Consider the following 16,897-nt stretch of genomic DNA (forward strand, 5'->3'; position numbering starts at 1 on the left):
CGGACCACACCAGACAGCCGCCCCCGAGAAAGCAACAAGGAATGACGGCAGGCATGCAGCGAATGAGATCATGGCAGGCACGGGGTTTGACGGTATCGGGCGTGGTCCTTCTGGGTCTCCTTCTCCCAAATACCCGCACGCTTGCGCAAACGTCCGAAGCGCCTGAGGGCCTCCGTACGCTCACGATGCTGACGGAGGAATATCCACCCTTCGGCTTCACGCAGGACGGCGAGATCACCGGCTCCTCGGTGGATCAGGTTCGCCGCATCATGGCCGAGGTCCATCCCGACTACACGCTCGACATCGTTCCCTGGGCCCGCGCGATCGCGACGGCGGAAACCAACCCCGCGACCTGCGTCTTTACGACGACCCTGCTGCCGGAACGCGCAGAGCGCTTCAAATGGGTGTCGCCGCTGAATATCGATACCCTCATGCTGATCGGCCGCACCGGCGGCAAAGCCCGCCCCCGCTCGATCGAAGCCGCCAAGGCTTTCACCGTCGCCGTTCACAAGGACGACAGCGGTGAACTCTTCGCTCTCGCCCGGGGATTTCCGCACCTCGACACCGCTCCGAGCATCGACCTCTCCCTGAAGAAACTTCTGGCCGGCCGCGTCGACCTGGTGCTGCTGACCCGCAAGACCTTCGACAAGTTGCGCGAACAGGGGCAGCCGCTCGAAGCGATCCTCGACGTGGAAACGACACGCTCGGGCATCGCCTGCAACAAGGCCGTGCCGGACAGGACCATCGCCGACATGCAGGCGGTGCTCGACCGCCTGATCGCCGATGGCACCCAGGCCGAGATGGAGCGTCGCTACGAAAATTCTTCGAAATAGGGCTGTGCCGACGCCTCCGCATAGCGAACCGGCTTGACACGAACGGCCCTGCACGGTGCAAGACATCGGCTTAACAGCATGCGTCGGCAAGAGCGGCCATGCTCCCGAACCGGTGACCGACTCGAGACGAAACATGCTGATCTTTGCAGGACTGGGCAATCCTGGCCCAAAATATGCGGGAAACCGCCACAATATCGGCTTCATGGCCCTCGACGCGATCCACCGCCGTCATGCCTTCTCCCCGTGGACGAAGAAGTTCAAGGCCGAGATCGCCGAAGGTGACCTGGGGGGCGAGCGTGTGTTGTTGATGAAGCCACAGACCTTCATGAATCTCTCGGGCGAATCCGTCGGCGAGGCCATGCGCTTCTACAAGGTTCCGGTCGGCAGCGTCGTCGCCATCTATGACGAGCTCGATCTCGTGCCCGGCAAGGCCAGGCTGAAGACGGGCGGCGGCCACGGAGGACATAACGGCATCAAGTCCATGGACGCCCATTGCGGCCGCGAATACCGTCGCCTGCGCCTTGGCATCGGCCATCCCGGTGCCAAGGAACTGGTGGAACGCCACGTTCTCGGCGATTTCGCCAAGGCCGACCGCATCTGGCTGGACCCGCTGCTGGAAGCGCTTGCCGATAACGCCGACATGCTGGCCAGGGGTGAGGATTCGCAACTCATGAACAAGCTCGCGCTCGCCACCGGCAGCCCACCACCGGCTGAACCGGCGCAGAAGGGGAAGCCCGCCGGCCAGTCCCATATCCGTGCGGCGCGCAACCATGCCCAGCCGAAGATCCTGCCGACGACAGGTCCGATGGCAGACATGCTGAAGAAGCTGTTCGGCAACAAGGACGAGTAAGCATCCCGCAGCGTTCAATGCCGCCGCGATGACCCGATCAGTTTTCCGGCTCGGTGGTCAGCATCATCGGAAAACCGGCGTCCTTGGCAAGGTCCGTCGCTTCCTTCGCCTTCGTCTCCGCGATATCGCGCGCGCAGACGAGAAGAACGCAGGAGCCCATCTTGTGGGCGGTCAGCATCATCCGGTAGCCGGTCTCCTCGCTCATCCGGAAGACGATCTTTAACACCATGATGACGAAGTCGCGCGGCGTATAGTCGTCATTCAGGAGAATGACCTTGTAGAGCTTCGGCCGATCGAGCTTCGGCTTGGTCACGGTCTTCGGCGTGGTGGTGGTATCATCGCTCATGGGCAAGTGCCTTCTGACGGAAAGGCCCGGATGCAGGCATGCCGCTATATCACATCGCAAGCTGCCTGTTTCAAGCCCGGCACGAGCACCGCTTCACCCACCCGCGACGAGAAGCTGCGCCGGCAGACCGTGCCGCTCGGCTCTGGCGACCGCCTTGCGGTCGAACGTTGCATATGTTCCCGCACCCATCTTCGCTCACTCGTGGAGAATAATGGCATCGGGAAAATCACCGCCAGCCTCCAGAAACGAAAGACCGAGCGCGACCGCATCCCGATCGACCGTCACCGTCTGCGTATCTCGAAGCGCTGTGATCGCCTGCCGCAACTCCGCCGTGGTGAACCGGTAAACGCGCCTGAGAACCCAACACATCTCGCACAGTGTCTGGTTGGTGATCACGACGTCGTTCTGACGGAAGAATACCTCGGCGACGGGGCTCTCCTGGGGGTGATCCCGGGTCAGCATGCGAACGAGAATGTTGGTATCGATGGTCGCCTTCACGGTTTCGGCTCGTCTTGACCAATCTCGCCCGCATAGCCTGCAGCGATAGCCTCCTTGATTTCATCAAGCGTATGCGGCCGGTCGGCCTTGTAAGAGAACATGCCGAACAGGCTTTCAACCGGACGCGCTCGCGGAACGACCTGCCGCGATGTCCGATGGTGCGGAACGACATCGACGTCCACTTCGTCACCGGGCCGGAGGCCAAGCGCTTCCAGCACATCCCTGTTCAGCACAATCTTTCCATCGTCCGAGACTTTGAGGCGCACCTTCCCACCGTCCTTTCGTTATCGCGGGATGGTAACACAGACAGCAGGAGCGACAAGGCGCGCGAGCGCTCGGACCTGCCGACGGCAGCCCACCCCTTGACCCCTTAGCCGCTTTCGCCCATAGGCACCGCATTGCAAAACGAGAAGAGACGGGTCGTCACGCCATGGGTTTCAAATGCGGTATCGTCGGTCTGCCGAATGTCGGCAAGTCCACGCTGTTCAACGCGCTGACGAAGACGGCGCAGGCGCAGGCGGCCAATTATCCCTTCTGCACCATCGAGCCGAACACGGGTGAAGTCGCCGTGCCGGATCCGCGGATGCGCAAGCTGGCCGATATCGCCAAGTCCAAGGAGCTCATTCCGACCCGCATCGCCTTCGTCGATATCGCCGGTCTCGTGCGCGGCGCATCGAAGGGCGAAGGCCTCGGCAATCAGTTTCTCGCCAACATCCGCGAAGTCGATGCCGTGGTGCACGTGCTGCGCTGCTTCGAGGACGACGACATCACCCATGTCGAGGGCAAGATCGATCCGGTTGCGGATGCCGACACGATCGAGACCGAGCTGATGCTCGCCGACCTCGAAAGCCTGGAGCGCCGCACCGAGCAGACCCGCAAGCGAGCAAGCTCCAAGGACAAGGAATCGGTCGCCGCCCTGCCGATCATGGATGCGTCGCTGAAGCTCCTGAACGAGGGCAAGCCGGTCCGCACGCTGCTGTCAACGTTGAACGCCGAGGAACTGCTGATCCTGAAGGGCCTCAACCTCCTGACCTCGCACCCCGTCCTTTACGTCTGCAATGTCGCCGAAGCCGACGCGGTCGATGGCAATGCCCATACGCGTGCTGTCGAGGCGATGGCCAAGGCGCAAGGCGCGGAAACCGTGGTCATCTCTGCCGCCATCGAATCCGAAGTCGCGCAGCTGCCGGAAGAAGAATCGCGGGAATTCCTCGAAGCGCTCGGGCTGAGCGAAGCCGGTCTCGACCGTCTCATTCGCGCCGGCTACAAGCTGCTAGACCTGATTACCTACTTCACGGTTGGCCCGAAGGAAACGCGCGCCTGGACCATCGAGCGCGGTACCAAGGCACCGGCCGCAGCCGGCGTCATTCATTCCGATTTCGAACGCGGCTTCATCCGCGCGAACACTATCGCCTTCGACGACTACATTCAGTTCGGCGGCGAAAGCGGTGCCAAGGAAGCCGGCAAGGCACGCGACGAAGGCAAGGAATATGTCGTGCAGGATGGTGACGTCATTCACTTCCGCTTCAACACCTAATCGCTGACAAGCAGCGGCAAGAATAAACGGCCTCAGACATCTCCTCTTCGGACGTGCCTGAGGCCGTTTTGTTCAATGACCTGAAAATTCGACCAGCGTGCGCACCTCGACGCCCAGGGCCTCGAGCTTTTTGCGGCCGCCGAGATCGGGAAGGTCGATGACGAAGCAGGCGGCGACGATATCGGCGCCCATCTGTTTCAGGAGCTTGCAGGCCCCTTCCGCCGTGCCGCCCGTGGCGATCAGGTCGTCGATGACGATGACCTTCTCCCCCGGCGTGATGGCGTCGCGGTGCATCTCCATCTCGTCCACGCCATATTCGAGGCTATAGGCGATGCGCACCGTATCGTGCGGCAGCTTGCCCTTCTTGCGGATGGGCACGAACCCCGAAGACAGCTGGTGGGCCACGGCGCCGCCGAGGATGAAGCCGCGCGCCTCGATGCCGGCGACCTTGTCGATCTTGGTCCCGGCATAGGGGTGAACGAGTTCGTCGATCGAACGACGAAACGCCCGGGGATTGCCGAGAAGTGTGGTGATGTCGCGAAAGAGAATGCCGGGCTTCGGATAATTCTCGATGGTGCGGATGGCGGCGGCAAGCTCGCTCTGTAGGGAAGACGTCATGAAAACGGAAGGCCTCGCAAAGGTCTGTTACCGCCAACCTTTAGCACCGGACCCCTCCCGGCCCTACAGCATTTTTCGCGAAAACGGCATCCCGCAAGGAAGCGGTCCGGCCGTCCGCCGGACCGTCAATGGTGTCGATCAATCGGCTGCAGAGGGGTTCTTCTGCAGGTTTTCCTGCACCTTGCGCGCGACGGTCGGGTCGGATTGCGCAGCGGTAATGATCGTCTTGTAGTCGTTCAACGACATGCCGGGTGAGGTCTCCACGGCCTTGATCATCTGCTGGTTGGCCTCGTTCTGCAGCTTCTGCTTGGCCGCCGCATCGGTGGTGGTGCCGATCTTCTGGGTATAATCCTGCCGCACCTTATCGACCTGAAGATAGGCGACGGCAAAGGCCTTCAGCTTCTCGTCGGTGAGCGCCGCTTGGGGAATCTGAGCCTGAGGTGCTGGAACCTGAGAGGCTCCGGCCTGTGGCGTGCGCGGTTGGGTCGCCTGCGGCTCGGCCGCACCCTGCGCGAAGGCCGGCGACTGGACGACAAGGATACCGAGGAGTGCAGCCGTCAACGATGCGACGGGGGTGGAGGCAGCCTTGGTACGGAGCGTCGTAGGGCGGTTGTTCATGAAGTGTCCTTCCGTGTTTCCGGGAAGCAATGCGCTTCCGTTGCGTTTCTCAGCCCGCGCCCCTTCTGACTTGTCCACCCGGCGAGAATGTGACGAGAAGCCGATTTCTGGAACCATCCGTCCATCTCGTGGGTTTGCCTCAGCCGCTATCCAAGAGGTTAAGCGGCAGGAGGAAACAGAGGAGGAAGAGATGAGACTGTTTGAATGTGGCGCGCTGGTGCCGGGATGCGACTGGCATACCCGGGCCGATAACGACGCTGAAATCGTGAGGCGCACGGTAGAGCACTTGCGACAGGCTCATGGTGAAGATGTGATCCGCGAGACGATGATCGACAACATCAAGTCGCGGATAGCGGATGAAACGAAAGCGGCCTGAACGAATGGGACGAAAGCCGCAGGTATCCGGCCTGCGGCTTTCGTTCGTGTCCGAGCTCAGCGCGCCGTGGGCGCGTCTGTCACCCGCGCAAGCAGGTTTTCCCGGCTTTCGTGAAAACCGGAGGTGATCCAGGCTTCTTCGAGCTCCGCCAGCGTTGCCCCCATGGCTGGACCCGGCGAGATGCCGGCCGCAATCAAATCACTGCCGCTGACGGGAAACACCGGCTTTCGCCAGGCCATTGCCCGGTCGAGCAACCGCCCGAGACGTCCGACCATTGCCATCGCATCGCCGTCGCCTTCCGCCTTCTGGCGTGCGGAAGCAAGCGCCAGCTTCAGACGGAACACCACGCCGCCCGCACCTTGCCGATACAGGACCCGGTCGAGCGCAGCCTCAGCCATGCTATCCTTGATCGACCCTGCCAAAGCAAAAGCCTGCATGGCAGCGCCTTCTGCTTTGGAGAAACGCAGGCGCGTAGCCATCGCCTCCAGCCTGCCGGTGTCTGGAGGAACCATGGCCGCCAGCCGCAGCAATGGATCGACTGGCCACCCAAGGGCTTGCTCGGTCGCCACGAGACCGGGGATGGCGTCGATGCCCCATTTCTCGCTCTCCGGCAGGATTTCGGTGAGCACCCCGGAGGTCCGCATCCACAACAACGCCCGACCGGGATCCTTCGCGGACAGAAGCTTCTTCAGCTCCGCCCAGATCCGCTCCGCCGAGAGCGTTGAAAGCTTCGATTTTGCCTGTGCCGAGGCCCGCAAGCCATCCGCATCCGGCCGGAAGGCGCCGTACCAGGCGAAGAACCGGAAGAAGCGGAGGATGCGCAGATAGTCTTCCGCCACCCGCTCGGCCGCCGGCCCGATGAAGCGCACCATGCCCCGTTCGATATCGGCGACACCGTCAACGAGATCGACCACCTCGCCGGATGCGGTCGCGTAGAGCGCGTTCATCGTCAGGTCGCGCCGGGCCGCGTCCACGGCCCAATCGGTCCCGAATGCGACTTCGGCGTGCCGGCCATCGGTCGAAACGTCGCGGCGCAGCGTGGTAACCTCGAAGGGCGCGCCGTCCACCACCAGCGTCACGGTGCCATGCGCGATCCCCGTCGGCACGACCTTGATACCGGCCGCCTTCGCCCGCGCCGTCACCACATCCGGCGTCAGCGTCGTCGCCAGATCCACCTCGCTGACCGCGGCACCCATGAGCGCGTTGCGCACCGCACCGCCAACGACGCGAACCTCCCCGCCATCCGCATTCAAGAGGTCGAAGACGCGGCGAAGCGCCGGCGCCTGAAACCAGGGCTGATCCGTGACGGAGAGTGCGGCAGGTGTCATGCGTAAAGCCTTTCATACAGCATCCGGACGATGCCGGCCGTGATGCCCCAGATCCGATGTCCCTCATAGGGCATGGCGTAATAATGGCGCGTCGAGCCTTTCCACATCCCGCTGTCGACGGTGTGGTTATCAGGGTTCATCAGAAAGGACAGCGGCACCTCGAAAGACGATGCGACCTCCGCCGGGTTCAGGGACAGCGTGTAGCCGGGACGAACGATGCCCAGCACCGGCGTGATCCGAAAGCCCGAGAGCGCCATGTAATGCGGCAACCGCGCGACGGGCTCGATGAACGCACGATGGAGGCCGATCTCCTCCTCGGTTTCCCGGAGCGCCGCGTCCTCGACCGAGCGGTCTTCGGGATCGACGGAACCGCCGGGAAAGGCAATCTGCCCGGAATGCTTGCGCAGCGTCGCCGTCCGCTCCGTGAAGATCACCCGCGCATCGGCACCGTCGTCCACCACGGGTACCAGCACGGCGGCGTCCTTCAGCGACAGAGTCTCGATGTAAGGCACGACATCGGGATTGAGCAGGATGTCGGCGTGATCCCGCCAGGCGAGATCGATCGGCCCGCCGGTCTGCGAAACCGCGCGACTCCGGAATGCCGCCGCGGAGAAATCAGTGTTGATAGCGTCCGTCATGAGAGCGTCATCGTCCAGCCCGCGATCATTCGGCCAGGGCCGCCAGCGTTTCCGCCGGCATCATCGAGAATACGGAACCACCGGAGCGCACGGCGAAGGTGGGCACGCCATCGATCTCGATCTCCTCGCCAAGCGCCGCCAGATCGTACATCACCGCCCGCGACACCAGCGCCTCCAGCCGGCCCCGCACATGCAGGTAAGGCTTCATCTCGGCATGCTCGCCGGCGATCTCGAAACGCAGGGGATGCTCTAAGCCGGCTTCCACGACATCGCCGACATTGGTCCGAAACGACAGCACAGGCGCGCCATCTCGATGCGTCACCGTCATTTCCACCGCGAGGAAAGGCGCATCCACCACGCGGATACCGACTTTCTCCACCGGCGTCACCAGATAGGTCTTGCCGTCCTCGTCCTTGCGCAGAACGGTGGAGAACAGGCGCACCAGCGCCGGCCGGCCGATGGGCGTCCCCATGTAGAACCAGGTTCCGTCGGCACGGATTTCCATATCGAGATCGCCGCAGAAGGGCGGGTTCCAGCGTTCCACGGGCGGTACGCCGCGCGGCGCGGCCCCCTCTACGGTAACGGCCTGTCCCGCCGCGCGGGCGATCATGGCTGCAAGACCGGCAGCATCGCTTTTGTCATCCGTTTTCGCAGCTGCCATCGTTCCGTCCCGTTTGCCCGTGATCGTGCGGCATAAAGTGATCTTGCGTTCTATCAGAATGAGCTTCACGAGATAGTGCGCCTTGCGTGGCTTGTCAGCCTGAAGGTGATAGCTAGTTTGAAATGGAACACGGAACAGGCGCGGATGCGATTCGAATTCCCGTTCGGATCAGGGTCATCGAGGGCGCCGGGCGAGCGGAGAGTTAAGCGATGGGACTGATGAACACGGCGGACGCCGCGCTCGACGATAAGGCGATCGTGGCCGCTGCCGAAAAGGCTTTGGCCGACATCGCCGTCATCCGCACGGAAGTCGGCAAGGTCATCTTCGGCCAGGAAAGCGTGGTCGAGCAGACATTGCTCGCCGTTCTCTCCGGCGGCCATGCACTGCTCGTGGGCGTGCCCGGCCTTGCGAAGACCAAGCTCGTGACGACGCTCGGCACTGTACTCGGTCTCGACAGCAACCGCGTGCAGTTCACCCCCGATTTGATGCCGTCCGATATTCTCGGTTCCGAAGTGATGGATCAGGACGAGACGGGACGCCGCTCGTTCCGCTTCGTGCCCGGCCCGATTTTCACCCAGTTGCTGATGGCCGACGAGATCAACCGTGCGAGCCCGCGCACCCAGTCCGCTCTACTGCAGGCCATGCAGGAATATCACGTGACCGTCGCCGGGCAACGCAACGACCTGCCGCGCCCGTTCCACGTGCTCGCCACCCAGAACCCGCTGGAACAGGAAGGCACCTACCCGCTGCCGGAAGCCCAGCTCGACCGGTTCCTGATGCAGGTGGATGTCGATTACCCGGAGCTTGCCGCCGAACGCCGCATCCTGCTGGAGACCACCGGAACGCAGGAGAGCAGCGTCAAGGCGGTGCTGGATGCGCCGCAGCTCATGGGCATCCAGAACCTCATCCGGCAGATGCCGGTGAGCGAAACCGTGGTCGATGCGATCCTGACGCTCGTCCGCTCCGCCCGCCCGGGCCACGGCAACGCCGAAACGGATCGCCATGTCGCCTGGGGTCCAGGCCCCCGCGCCGGCCAGTCGCTGATGCTGACCGCCCGCGCCCGCGCGCTCTACGATGGTCGCCTCGCACCCTCGGTCGACGATATCGCAGCGCTGGCGGAACCCGTTCTGCAGCACCGTATGGCGCTGACATTTGCCGCCCGTGCGGAAGGCATGTCGGTGCGCGACGTCATCGCCGGCCTCGTCAAGACCCTTAAGGCCTGACCGGATGGTGAACGCCGTCGGGCACATCGTCGATCGCACGCCCTCCGGCGAGGTCCTCGCACGCGCCCAGAGCCGAGCCGCGCTGGTGCCGGACTGCATGGTCGAAGCCCGCCGCATCGCCAACACCGTCATTTCCGGCTGGCACGGCCGCCGCCGTCGCGGCATCGGCGAGAACTTTTGGCAGTTCCGGCCCTATTCGGATGGCGAGAGCCTGTCGCGCATCGACTGGCGCCGCTCCGCCCGCGATGACCACACCTATGTCCGCGACAGGGAATGGGAGGCCGCCCACACGATCTGGCTCTGGGCCGACCTGTCGCCGTCGATGATGTACAAGTCCCGCTTCGGCGCGGTGTCGAAGGAAAGCCGCGCGTTGGTGCTCATGCTGGCGCTGGCCGAAATCCTCGCCCGCTCGGGCGAGCGCATCGGCTGCCCCGGCGTGATGGAACCGGTCTCTGCGCGCAATGCCGCCGAACGTCTGGCGACAGCGCTGATGCACAGCAACCTGTCTGCCGGACTGCCGGCGACCGGCATGATCCGTGGCTGGAGCGATCTCGTGCTGATCGGCGACTTCCTCGATCCCGCCCCCGCCATCATGGAACGCCTCGGTCCGCTTGGCCGGCGAGGCATGCGCGGTCACGTCATCGAAGTCGCCGACCCGGCCGAGGAAACGTTCCCCTATGCCGGACGCACCGAATTCACCGATCCGGAAACGGGTGAGAAGCTGACCGCCGGCCGCGCCGAAATATTGGCCGAGGATTATCGCCGCGCCTACTTCGCGCGGCGTGATAGTCTGGGCGAAGGCCTGCGCCACATGGGTTGGACCTTCATTCCCCACCGCACAGACCATCTCGCTTCCGAAGCTCTCGTTTCCGTTCACATGCACCTGTCCGGCATGCCCGGACGCGCCACGCATGGGGGCCAGCTATGAGCTTCCTGCCCTTCGTCTTCTCCAGCCCGTTGATGCTCGCAGCGCTGGTCGCGCTGCCTGCGATCTGGTGGCTGCTGCGGCTGACACCACCCAAACCCGTCACCGAGGTCTTCCCACCGCTGCGCATTCTCGCCAGCGTCCTGAAGCGCGAAGAAACGCCGTCGAAAAGCCCGTGGTGGCTGACGGCCTTGCGGATGTTGATGGCGGCGCTGATCATCCTCGCCATCGCCGATCCGGTTGTTAACCCGAGAGCCGGCACGCTGTCGTCTTCGGGGCCGCTGGCGCTTGTCATCGACAATGGCTGGGCGACGGCAAACGACTGGGAACGCCGCGTGCGCACAGCCGATGCGCTGATCACAGAAGCCGAAGCCGCCGACGTTCCGGTGTCCATCGTCTTTTCCGCAGACCCGGAGAATGACGGCGTTCCCGGCACAGCCACGGCCGCTCGCACGCGTCTGGCCGCCGCTGCTCCACGTCCGCTGCGCCCGAACCGTGCAGAGGCCGTCGCGGCCCTGCGCACCGGGCTTGACGGCACGCGCCCTGGCACGCTCGCCTTCATCAGCGACGGCATTGCTTCGGGCGACGACACGGTCATGCGCGATCTTGCGACCTTGTCCCCGCAAAGCCTGCGGCTGATTGAGGGTGACGGCGGGGATGCAATCGCGCTGACCGGCGCCGTCAACGAGGCAGATGCCATGCGGATCACCGCGACGCGGCTTCAGAGTGCTGCCCCCCGCACCGTGGCGCTCACCGCCTTCGACACGCGCGGCAGGGCCATCTCGAACGGCAGCATCATCTTTCCAGCGGGTGAAGCCACTGCCTCCGGTACACTGACGGCGCCTTTCGAACTGCGCAACGATTTCGCCCGCATCGGTATCGATGGCCTTGCCACCGCGGGCAGCACCTATCTGCTGGATGACGGCTTCCGCCGCCGCCGCGTGGCGCTTCTCTCCGGTGAGGCGCGCGACCAGTCCCAGCCGCTCCTGTCGCCGCTTTACTACATCAATCGCGCGCTGGCGCCCTATGCCGATCTCGTCCAGCCGACGGAGACCGACCTCGCAATCGCGCTGCCGCAGCTTCTCGAGCAGAAGCCATCGATGGTCATCATGGCCGATATCGGCCGGCTGCCGGAGGATACGACGCCGGCCATGACGCGCTGGATCCAGAACGGCGGCACGCTGGTGCGCTTCGCCGGGCCACGTCTTGCAGCCGCTCCGGCCGATGACCCGCTGGTGCCGGTGCGCCTGCGCCAGGGCGAACGCGCGCTTGGCGGCACCCTCTCTTGGTCGGAACCACAGCCGCTCGCGCCCTACCCTGCCACCAGCCCATTTGCCGGCATGCCGCGCCCGGAAGGCATTACCGTCAACCGGCAGGTGCTGGCCGAGCCCACGGCCGACCTCTCGCAGCGGACCTGGGCCAGCCTTGCCGACGGCACGCCGCTCGTCACCACGCGCACGCTCGGCGCCGGCCGCATCGTTCTCTTCCATGTCAGCGCCGAGGCGACATGGTCGAACCTGCCGATCTCCGGCGATTTCGTGGAGATGCTGCGCCGCGTCGTGCAGCTGTCGCGCAGCGGCGGCGTGACCAGCGAAGGCAGCGCTGCGGCGCAGGCCCTGCCACCCTACCGCTTGATGAATGCCGACGGCACCCTCGTGACCGAAACCGGCGGCGCGCGTCCGCTGGAGATCGCGGCCGGCGTCACGCCCGTGGCCGATGGGGAGCATCCTCCCGGCCTCTACGGCTCCGAGGAAGGCTTCGTCGCGCTTAATCTCCTGCCCCGGGATGCGACCCTGCGTCCGATCGAAAGCACGGATCTGCCGATGCCCTACACGAGCGAAGCCCTGATCGGCAGCGAGGCCTGGTCGATGAAACCCGCCCTCTTTACTGCCGCTCTGGTTCTGCTGTTGGTGGACACGCTGATCGTTCTCTTCATGGCCGGCACGTTCGCGCGTAACAATCGCCTACGCACGGCAACCGCCATGCTGGCCCTCGGTTTCACTGCTCTTGGCGTGAACGCGCTCTCGCCACAGGCGGCACATGCACAGGCGCAAACCGCCCCGCAGGCGCCGGCAGCGCCCGCGCAAGGTCCCTTCGACGATACCCGTCCCGGCGACGACGAAATCCTCGGTCATCTCGACAACACGCACCTGGCCTATGTCGTCACCGGAGAAAGCGAGGTCGATCGTATCTCCGAGCGCGGGCTCGCCGGCCTCACCGAGTTCCTGACCTACCGCACGACGCTGGAGCCCGGCGCGCCTGTCGGTCTGGATATCTCCAAGGACGAGTTGTCGTTCTACTCGCTGATCTACTGGCCGATTTCCGCCAGTGCCGAAATACCGAGCCCTGCCGCCATCAGCCGGATCGACGCCTATATGCGCGCCGGCGGTACAGTGCTCTTCGACACGCGCGATCAGCTCTCCTCCCTGTCGGCCGCCTCCGGCACGAGCCCGAACACCGAGCGCTTGCAGGCTATTCTGGCGGATCTCGACATTCCCCCGCTCGAACCCGTGCCGACCGACAATGTGCTGACCAAGTCATTCTACCTGCTCACGTCCTTCCCCGGCCGCTATACCGGCAGTCCTTTGTGGATCGAAGCGCAGCCGCAAAGCACAAGCGAACAATCGGAACGCCCTGCCCGCTCGGGCGACGGGGTGTCGCCGATCATGATCACGGGCAATGATCTGGCGGGCGCATGGGCGACCGACGACAATGGCGCGCCGCTGCTGCCAACGGTGCCACCGGACGAGATGCAGCGCGAATACGCGTTCCGTTCGGGCGTCAACATCATGATGTATATGCTCACCGGCAACTACAAGGCCGATCAGGTGCATATCCCGGCGCTGCTCGAACGGCTCGGCCAGTGAAGGCCCATCAATGACCATCGAATTTTCGCCCCTCGTTCCCCAGGCCGCGCTGATCGCCTTGTCGATCGTCGCTGCCCTTCTGGTCGCGCTGTCGCTATGGCGCGGCGTTCGCGGCGCCGTGCTCCGCGCGCTAGCGCTGGCCGCGCTTTGCCTTGCGTTGGCCAATCCGGTGTTCTTTCAGGAAGAACGCGAGCCGCTGTCCACCATCGTCGCCGTGGTGGTCGATCGCAGCCAGAGCCAGGATGTGGGACAGGGTGCGGCCAGCCGGCGCGCCATGACCGATCAGGCTCTCGCAACCCTGAAGGAACGCCTTGCGCGCTTCCCGCAGATCGAGCCGCGCATCGTGGAAGCCGCCGACGATGCCGAAACGGAGACGCCATCGACGCGCCTGTTCTCGGCTCTCTCGAACGCGCTGTCCGACGTGCCGCCGGCCCGTGTCGGCGGCGCCATCTTCATTACCGACGGGCAGATCCACGACGTACCCGACATCAACCAGCCACTCGGCTTCGATGCACCGGTCCACGGGCTCATCACGGGCCAACCCGATGAATACGACCGCCGCATCGAGGTCATCAGCGGGCCTCGCTTTGGCATCGTCGGCGAGGAGCAGGCTGTCACCTTCCGCGTCATCGACGACGGGCGGACACCTGTCGGCGCCGCCGAGGTCACCGTCAGCCTGAACGGCCAGCAGATCGCCACGCAGCAGGCGGAGCCGGGAACCGACATCCCGTTCAGCTTCACCGTGCCACGCGGCGGTAACAATATTCTGGAGTTCGCCGTGGCGCCGCTGGCCGGCGAAGTCACCGAGGCGAACAATCGCGCGGTTCACGTGCTCGACGGCATCCGCGAGAACCTGCGCGTGCTCCTCGTCTCCGGCGAACCACACTCCGGCGAGCGCGCCTGGCGCAACCTGCTCAAGTCCGACGCATCGGTCGATCTCGTACATTTCACCATTCTGCGCCCACCGGAAAAACAGGATGGCACGCCGATCAACGAACTGTCGTTGATTGCCTTCCCCACGCGCGAACTGTTCATCGAGAAGATCAACGAGTTCGACCTGATCATCTTCGACCGCTACCAGCATCGCGGCGTGCTGCCGATCATCTATTACGACAACATCGCGCAATATGTCGAAAACGGCGGCGCTCTGCTGATCGCCGCCGGCCCGGAACATGCGGGTGCCGACTCGATCGCCACCACGCCCCTCTCCGCCGTCCTTCCCGCGAGTCCGACCGGGCAGATGAACGACAAAGCCTTCTTTCCGCGATTGACCAACGAGGGCCGGAAGCATCCCGTGACACGCGGGCTCGAGGGCGCAAACAGCGAACCGCCACATTGGGGCCGCTGGTTCCGCACCGTCGATGTCGATCCGCCGGAAGGACAGACGATCATGCAGGGCGCCGACAACAAGCCCCTGCTGGTGCTGAACCGGGTTGGCAAGGGCCGCGTCGCCATGCTCCTGTCCGATCAGGGCTGGCTCTGGGCACGCGGCTTCGAGGGCGGTGGTCCGAGCGTCTCGCTCTACCGCCGCATGGCCCATTGGCTGATGCAGGAACCCGCCTTGGAAGAGGAAGCCCTGACCGCGCGCGCCAGCGGCCGGACGCTGGAACTCACCCGCCAGACCATTGCCGGCGATCCCGGCCCCGCGCGCCTCACTCTGCCCTCGGGCGAAACGCAGGACGTTGCCTTGACCGAGCGCGAGCCCGGGCTTTACCGCGCGGATGTGCGCACCGGCGAAACCGGCCTGTTCGAGGTGGCCAATGGCGACCTGACGACGCTCGTCCATGTCGGCAGCGTGGACGCGCCGGAGTTCAAGGCGACGGTCTCGACGGAGGATACACTGTCGCCTTTGGCGGAGAAGACGAAGGGGATCGTCCACCGCGTGGCCGATGCCTCCGGCACCATCGACCTCCCCGCCATCCTGCCCGTTCGGGGTCCGGTCCGCGTCGCCGATGCCAATCGGATGTCGCTGCGCATGACGGATGAAACCGTTCTGAAGGGCGTCAACTCTCTCCCGCTCTTCGCCGGCTTCCTCGGCCTTGCGGCGCTGCTCCTCGTGCTCTCCAGCACCTGGTATCGCGAAGGCCGCTAGCTCTTGGGACTTGTGCCGTCGATGAAAGCAAGTACGGCGGCGGCATAGCCTGCCGGGTCCTGATAGATCGCCTTGTGGCCGACATCCTTGAGCAGAAGGAACCGGGCACCGGGAATCGTGCGGGCGATATATTCGGAATGCGTACGGCTAACCGCTTCGTCATGATCCCCGAGAGCGATCAGGGTGGGCACGCGGATACTCTTCAGGTCGGCTTCGGTGTAATGAGGCTCGGTCTCCCAGAGCTTGGCTATGGCGTCACGAAATACCGGATAGTCGTCGGGCGTCGAGGAGAGACGGCGATAATCCGTCTCGTCACGATTGCCATCAGACTGGTGCAGCGAGAAACGCGGTTGGGGAAGAAGGCCGTCCGGCGAGACGTTGGCGGCCTGCGCGAAGAGTTTCGTCAGCCGTTCAGGATGATGCAGGGCGATGTCGAGCCCGATGATGCCGCCATCGCTCCAGCCGACGAGCGCCGTTCGCTCGATCTTCAACGCATCGAGCAGGGCGATGTAGTCCTCGGCCATGAGATGATAGGTGAAGGGGGCATTCGTTCGGGTGGAATGGCCATGCCCCCGGCTGTCGGCAATGATGACCTCGTGGGTCTTCGCAAGGAGCGGCACCTGGAAACCCCAGACATCGGCGCTTCCCATACCGCCATGGATGAGCAGGATCGGTGATCCCTTCCCCTTGCCGTAGACCGCATAATACATGCGGATCCCGTTGACGGCGGCAAAGCCGCTTTCATCGGCGCGCGGCAGCGGCGGCGGCGGATTGAAGCGGTACCACCGCTCGTCGCCCGCTACTCCGAGGTAGCCGAGCGCAAAGACAATGAACGCGAGCACGAGACCCTTGAGACCGGACATGAGCACGCAACCTTGGCTTCGTCCGGCGTAGCGTCCGGATACACCGCGAGACTACCCGTACGGTGTTGAGGAACGCTTACGTGAAGCCCGACAATTGGCGCGATCAGCCGCGCCAGCGGATGTCGCCGGCAAGCCGCGCATGGATGTCGGCGCCGATCGGCACCACCAGAACCCTCGCCATATCGACCGGGCCGGGAAACGCCAGCGCGCCGCGGGCGACCGGCTCGAAGCCGAGCGGCTGATAATAGGCGGCGTCGCCGACGAGGATCACGGCCTCCGAGCCCTTCCGCCGGGCGGCCTCCACGGCGATCCGCACCAGTTCCCGCCCGATTCCCCTGTTCTTGTGGGAAGGCCGCACGGCCAGCGGCCCCAGCAGATGGGCGCAGACAGGACCGGCAAAGACCGGCGTCATCCGAACGGAACCGATCGTTTCGCCATCGTCGGCGCAGATGAAGGACAGAGAGCGATCATGCGGCCCCTGTTCGCGGATGCGAGCGGCCGCGCGCGCAAACCGGCCGGGGCCGAAGGCTTCCTCATTGATCAGTTCGATAGCGGCGGTGTGGGAGGCATCTTCCGTCAGATAGACGAGGTCGTGCTTGTGCATGAACATAGGGAAACCCGATTGGC

18 protein-coding genes are annotated in these 16,897 nt (G+C 64.4%); 8 read left to right on the forward strand and 10 right to left on the reverse strand.

Annotation, left to right across the window (positions count from 1 at the left end; translation table 11 throughout):
* Positions 1 to 53: 53 nt before the first annotated feature.
* Complete coding sequence (locus tag GA0004734_RS14185) at positions 54 to 833, forward strand: substrate-binding periplasmic protein (RefSeq protein ID WP_175386370.1); 780 nt, start codon at positions 54 to 56, stop codon at positions 831 to 833.
* 133 nt (positions 834 to 966) lie between these two features.
* On the forward strand, positions 967 to 1,683 hold the full coding sequence (gene pth, locus GA0004734_RS14190; RefSeq protein WP_092934682.1) for an aminoacyl-tRNA hydrolase: 717 nt from the start codon (positions 967 to 969) through the stop codon (positions 1,681 to 1,683).
* Between the two features lie 37 nt (positions 1,684 to 1,720).
* Here the strand turns inward: pth and clpS are convergent, their stop codons facing one another.
* The 3 genes from clpS to GA0004734_RS14205 all read right to left on the reverse strand — a co-directional run bounded on the left by clpS (position 1,721) and on the right by GA0004734_RS14205 (position 2,793).
* Complete coding sequence (clpS, locus tag GA0004734_RS14195; RefSeq protein ID WP_092934684.1) at positions 1,721 to 2,029, reverse strand: ATP-dependent Clp protease adapter ClpS; 309 nt, start codon at positions 2,027 to 2,029, stop codon at positions 1,721 to 1,723.
* Positions 2,030 to 2,224: 195 nt separating this feature from the next.
* Positions 2,225 to 2,527: a type II toxin-antitoxin system VapC family toxin gene (locus GA0004734_RS14200; protein ID WP_092934686.1), complete on the reverse strand. Its 303-nt coding sequence runs from the start codon at positions 2,525 to 2,527 to the stop codon at positions 2,225 to 2,227.
* Positions 2,524 to 2,793, reverse strand: a complete 270-nt coding sequence (locus GA0004734_RS14205) for an AbrB/MazE/SpoVT family DNA-binding domain-containing protein (RefSeq protein ID WP_092934688.1) — start codon at positions 2,791 to 2,793, stop codon at positions 2,524 to 2,526. The genes GA0004734_RS14200 and GA0004734_RS14205 overlap by 4 nt, the downstream gene beginning before the upstream one ends.
* A 164-nt stretch (positions 2,794 to 2,957) precedes the next feature.
* Here GA0004734_RS14205 and ychF point away from each other — a divergent pair, with 164 nt between their 5' ends.
* Complete coding sequence (gene ychF, locus GA0004734_RS14210) at positions 2,958 to 4,061, forward strand: redox-regulated ATPase YchF (protein ID WP_092934690.1); 1,104 nt, start codon at positions 2,958 to 2,960, stop codon at positions 4,059 to 4,061.
* Positions 4,062 to 4,133: 72 nt separating this feature from the next.
* On the opposite strand, the gene GA0004734_RS14215 is transcribed toward ychF, so the two are convergent.
* Both GA0004734_RS14215 and GA0004734_RS14220 read right to left on the reverse strand, forming a co-directional pair.
* The gene (locus GA0004734_RS14215; RefSeq protein ID WP_092934691.1) at positions 4,134 to 4,679 is read right to left on the reverse strand and encodes an adenine phosphoribosyltransferase; all 546 of its coding nucleotides are present in this window, start codon (positions 4,677 to 4,679) and stop codon (positions 4,134 to 4,136) included.
* A 138-nt stretch (positions 4,680 to 4,817) separates the two neighbouring features.
* Complete coding sequence (locus GA0004734_RS14220; protein WP_092934692.1) at positions 4,818 to 5,297, reverse strand: DUF4168 domain-containing protein; 480 nt, start codon at positions 5,295 to 5,297, stop codon at positions 4,818 to 4,820.
* A gap of 190 nt (positions 5,298 to 5,487) precedes the next feature.
* Here GA0004734_RS14220 and GA0004734_RS14225 point away from each other — a divergent pair, with 190 nt between their 5' ends.
* Complete coding sequence (locus GA0004734_RS14225) at positions 5,488 to 5,673, forward strand: DUF1059 domain-containing protein (protein WP_092934694.1); 186 nt, start codon at positions 5,488 to 5,490, stop codon at positions 5,671 to 5,673.
* 56 nt (positions 5,674 to 5,729) lie between these two features.
* Here GA0004734_RS14225 and GA0004734_RS14230 read toward each other — a convergent pair whose 3' ends face one another.
* Genes GA0004734_RS14230 through GA0004734_RS14240 form a run of 3 tightly spaced genes read right to left on the reverse strand, consistent with a single transcriptional unit; the run spans position 5,730 to position 8,300 of the window.
* Complete coding sequence (locus tag GA0004734_RS14230) at positions 5,730 to 7,001, reverse strand: CCA tRNA nucleotidyltransferase (protein ID WP_092934696.1); 1,272 nt, start codon at positions 6,999 to 7,001, stop codon at positions 5,730 to 5,732.
* Complete coding sequence (locus GA0004734_RS14235) at positions 6,998 to 7,639, reverse strand: CoA pyrophosphatase (protein WP_092934698.1); 642 nt, start codon at positions 7,637 to 7,639, stop codon at positions 6,998 to 7,000. Before GA0004734_RS14235 ends, GA0004734_RS14230 begins: the two co-directional genes overlap by 4 nt.
* A 25-nt stretch (positions 7,640 to 7,664) precedes the next feature.
* A complete protein-coding gene (locus tag GA0004734_RS14240) occupies positions 7,665 to 8,300 on the reverse strand; it encodes a DUF1285 domain-containing protein (protein ID WP_092936314.1) in 636 nt (211 codons plus the stop codon).
* Positions 8,301 to 8,509: 209 nt separating this feature from the next.
* On the opposite strand from GA0004734_RS14240, the gene GA0004734_RS14245 reads away from it, so the two are divergent.
* Genes GA0004734_RS14245 through GA0004734_RS14260 form a run of 4 tightly spaced genes read left to right on the forward strand, consistent with a single transcriptional unit; the run spans position 8,510 to position 15,407 of the window.
* Positions 8,510 to 9,523, forward strand: coding sequence for an AAA family ATPase (locus tag GA0004734_RS14245; protein WP_092934700.1), 1,014 nt, complete (start codon positions 8,510 to 8,512; stop codon positions 9,521 to 9,523).
* Between the two features lie 4 nt (positions 9,524 to 9,527).
* Positions 9,528 to 10,451, forward strand: coding sequence for a DUF58 domain-containing protein (locus tag GA0004734_RS14250; RefSeq protein ID WP_175386373.1), 924 nt, complete (start codon positions 9,528 to 9,530; stop codon positions 10,449 to 10,451).
* Positions 10,448 to 13,315: a DUF4159 domain-containing protein gene (locus GA0004734_RS14255; protein WP_092934702.1), complete on the forward strand. Its 2,868-nt coding sequence runs from the start codon at positions 10,448 to 10,450 to the stop codon at positions 13,313 to 13,315. The genes GA0004734_RS14250 and GA0004734_RS14255 overlap by 4 nt, the downstream gene beginning before the upstream one ends.
* A 10-nt stretch (positions 13,316 to 13,325) precedes the next feature.
* The gene (locus GA0004734_RS14260) at positions 13,326 to 15,407 is read left to right on the forward strand and encodes a hypothetical protein (protein ID WP_092934704.1); all 2,082 of its coding nucleotides are present in this window, start codon (positions 13,326 to 13,328) and stop codon (positions 15,405 to 15,407) included.
* Here GA0004734_RS14260 and GA0004734_RS14265 read toward each other — a convergent pair.
* Positions 15,404 to 16,270, reverse strand: a complete 867-nt coding sequence (locus GA0004734_RS14265; RefSeq protein ID WP_092934706.1) for an alpha/beta fold hydrolase — start codon at positions 16,268 to 16,270, stop codon at positions 15,404 to 15,406. The genes GA0004734_RS14260 and GA0004734_RS14265 overlap by 4 nt on opposite strands.
* 103 nt (positions 16,271 to 16,373) lie before the next feature.
* The gene (locus GA0004734_RS14270) at positions 16,374 to 16,874 is read right to left on the reverse strand and encodes a GNAT family N-acetyltransferase (protein ID WP_092936316.1); all 501 of its coding nucleotides are present in this window, start codon (positions 16,872 to 16,874) and stop codon (positions 16,374 to 16,376) included.
* Positions 16,875 to 16,897 lie beyond the last annotated feature (23 nt).

Origin of the sequence: Rhizobium sp. 9140 (genome assembly GCF_900067135.1) — a bacterium.
Taxonomy (GTDB): Bacteria; Pseudomonadota; Alphaproteobacteria; order Rhizobiales; family Rhizobiaceae; genus Ferranicluibacter.

Excerpts from the sequence above, each read along its gene's own strand:
- GA0004734_RS14185 (WP_175386370.1), top strand. The coding sequence starts at position 54 with ATGCAGCGAATGAGATCATGGCAGGCACGGGGTTTGACGGTATCGGGC.
- pth (WP_092934682.1), top strand. The coding sequence starts at position 967 with ATGCTGATCTTTGCAGGACTGGGCAATCCTGGCCCAAAATATGCGGGA.
- clpS (WP_092934684.1), bottom strand. The coding sequence starts at position 2,029 with ATGAGCGATGATACCACCACCACGCCGAAGACCGTGACCAAGCCGAAG.
- ychF (WP_092934690.1), top strand. The coding sequence starts at position 2,958 with ATGGGTTTCAAATGCGGTATCGTCGGTCTGCCGAATGTCGGCAAGTCC.
- GA0004734_RS14215 (WP_092934691.1), bottom strand. The coding sequence starts at position 4,679 with ATGACGTCTTCCCTACAGAGCGAGCTTGCCGCCGCCATCCGCACCATC.
- GA0004734_RS14220 (WP_092934692.1), bottom strand. The coding sequence starts at position 5,297 with ATGAACAACCGCCCTACGACGCTCCGTACCAAGGCTGCCTCCACCCCC.
- GA0004734_RS14225 (WP_092934694.1), top strand. The coding sequence starts at position 5,488 with ATGAGACTGTTTGAATGTGGCGCGCTGGTGCCGGGATGCGACTGGCAT.
- GA0004734_RS14230 (WP_092934696.1), bottom strand. The coding sequence starts at position 7,001 with ATGACACCTGCCGCACTCTCCGTCACGGATCAGCCCTGGTTTCAGGCG.
- GA0004734_RS14235 (WP_092934698.1), bottom strand. The coding sequence starts at position 7,639 with ATGACGGACGCTATCAACACTGATTTCTCCGCGGCGGCATTCCGGAGT.
- GA0004734_RS14240 (WP_092936314.1), bottom strand. The coding sequence starts at position 8,300 with ATGGCAGCTGCGAAAACGGATGACAAAAGCGATGCTGCCGGTCTTGCA.
- GA0004734_RS14245 (WP_092934700.1), top strand. The coding sequence starts at position 8,510 with ATGGGACTGATGAACACGGCGGACGCCGCGCTCGACGATAAGGCGATC.
- GA0004734_RS14250 (WP_175386373.1), top strand. The coding sequence starts at position 9,528 with ATGGTGAACGCCGTCGGGCACATCGTCGATCGCACGCCCTCCGGCGAG.
- GA0004734_RS14255 (WP_092934702.1), top strand. The coding sequence starts at position 10,448 with ATGAGCTTCCTGCCCTTCGTCTTCTCCAGCCCGTTGATGCTCGCAGCG.
- GA0004734_RS14260 (WP_092934704.1), top strand. The coding sequence starts at position 13,326 with ATGACCATCGAATTTTCGCCCCTCGTTCCCCAGGCCGCGCTGATCGCC.
- GA0004734_RS14265 (WP_092934706.1), bottom strand. The coding sequence starts at position 16,270 with ATGTCCGGTCTCAAGGGTCTCGTGCTCGCGTTCATTGTCTTTGCGCTC.
- GA0004734_RS14270 (WP_092936316.1), bottom strand. The coding sequence starts at position 16,874 with ATGCACAAGCACGACCTCGTCTATCTGACGGAAGATGCCTCCCACACC.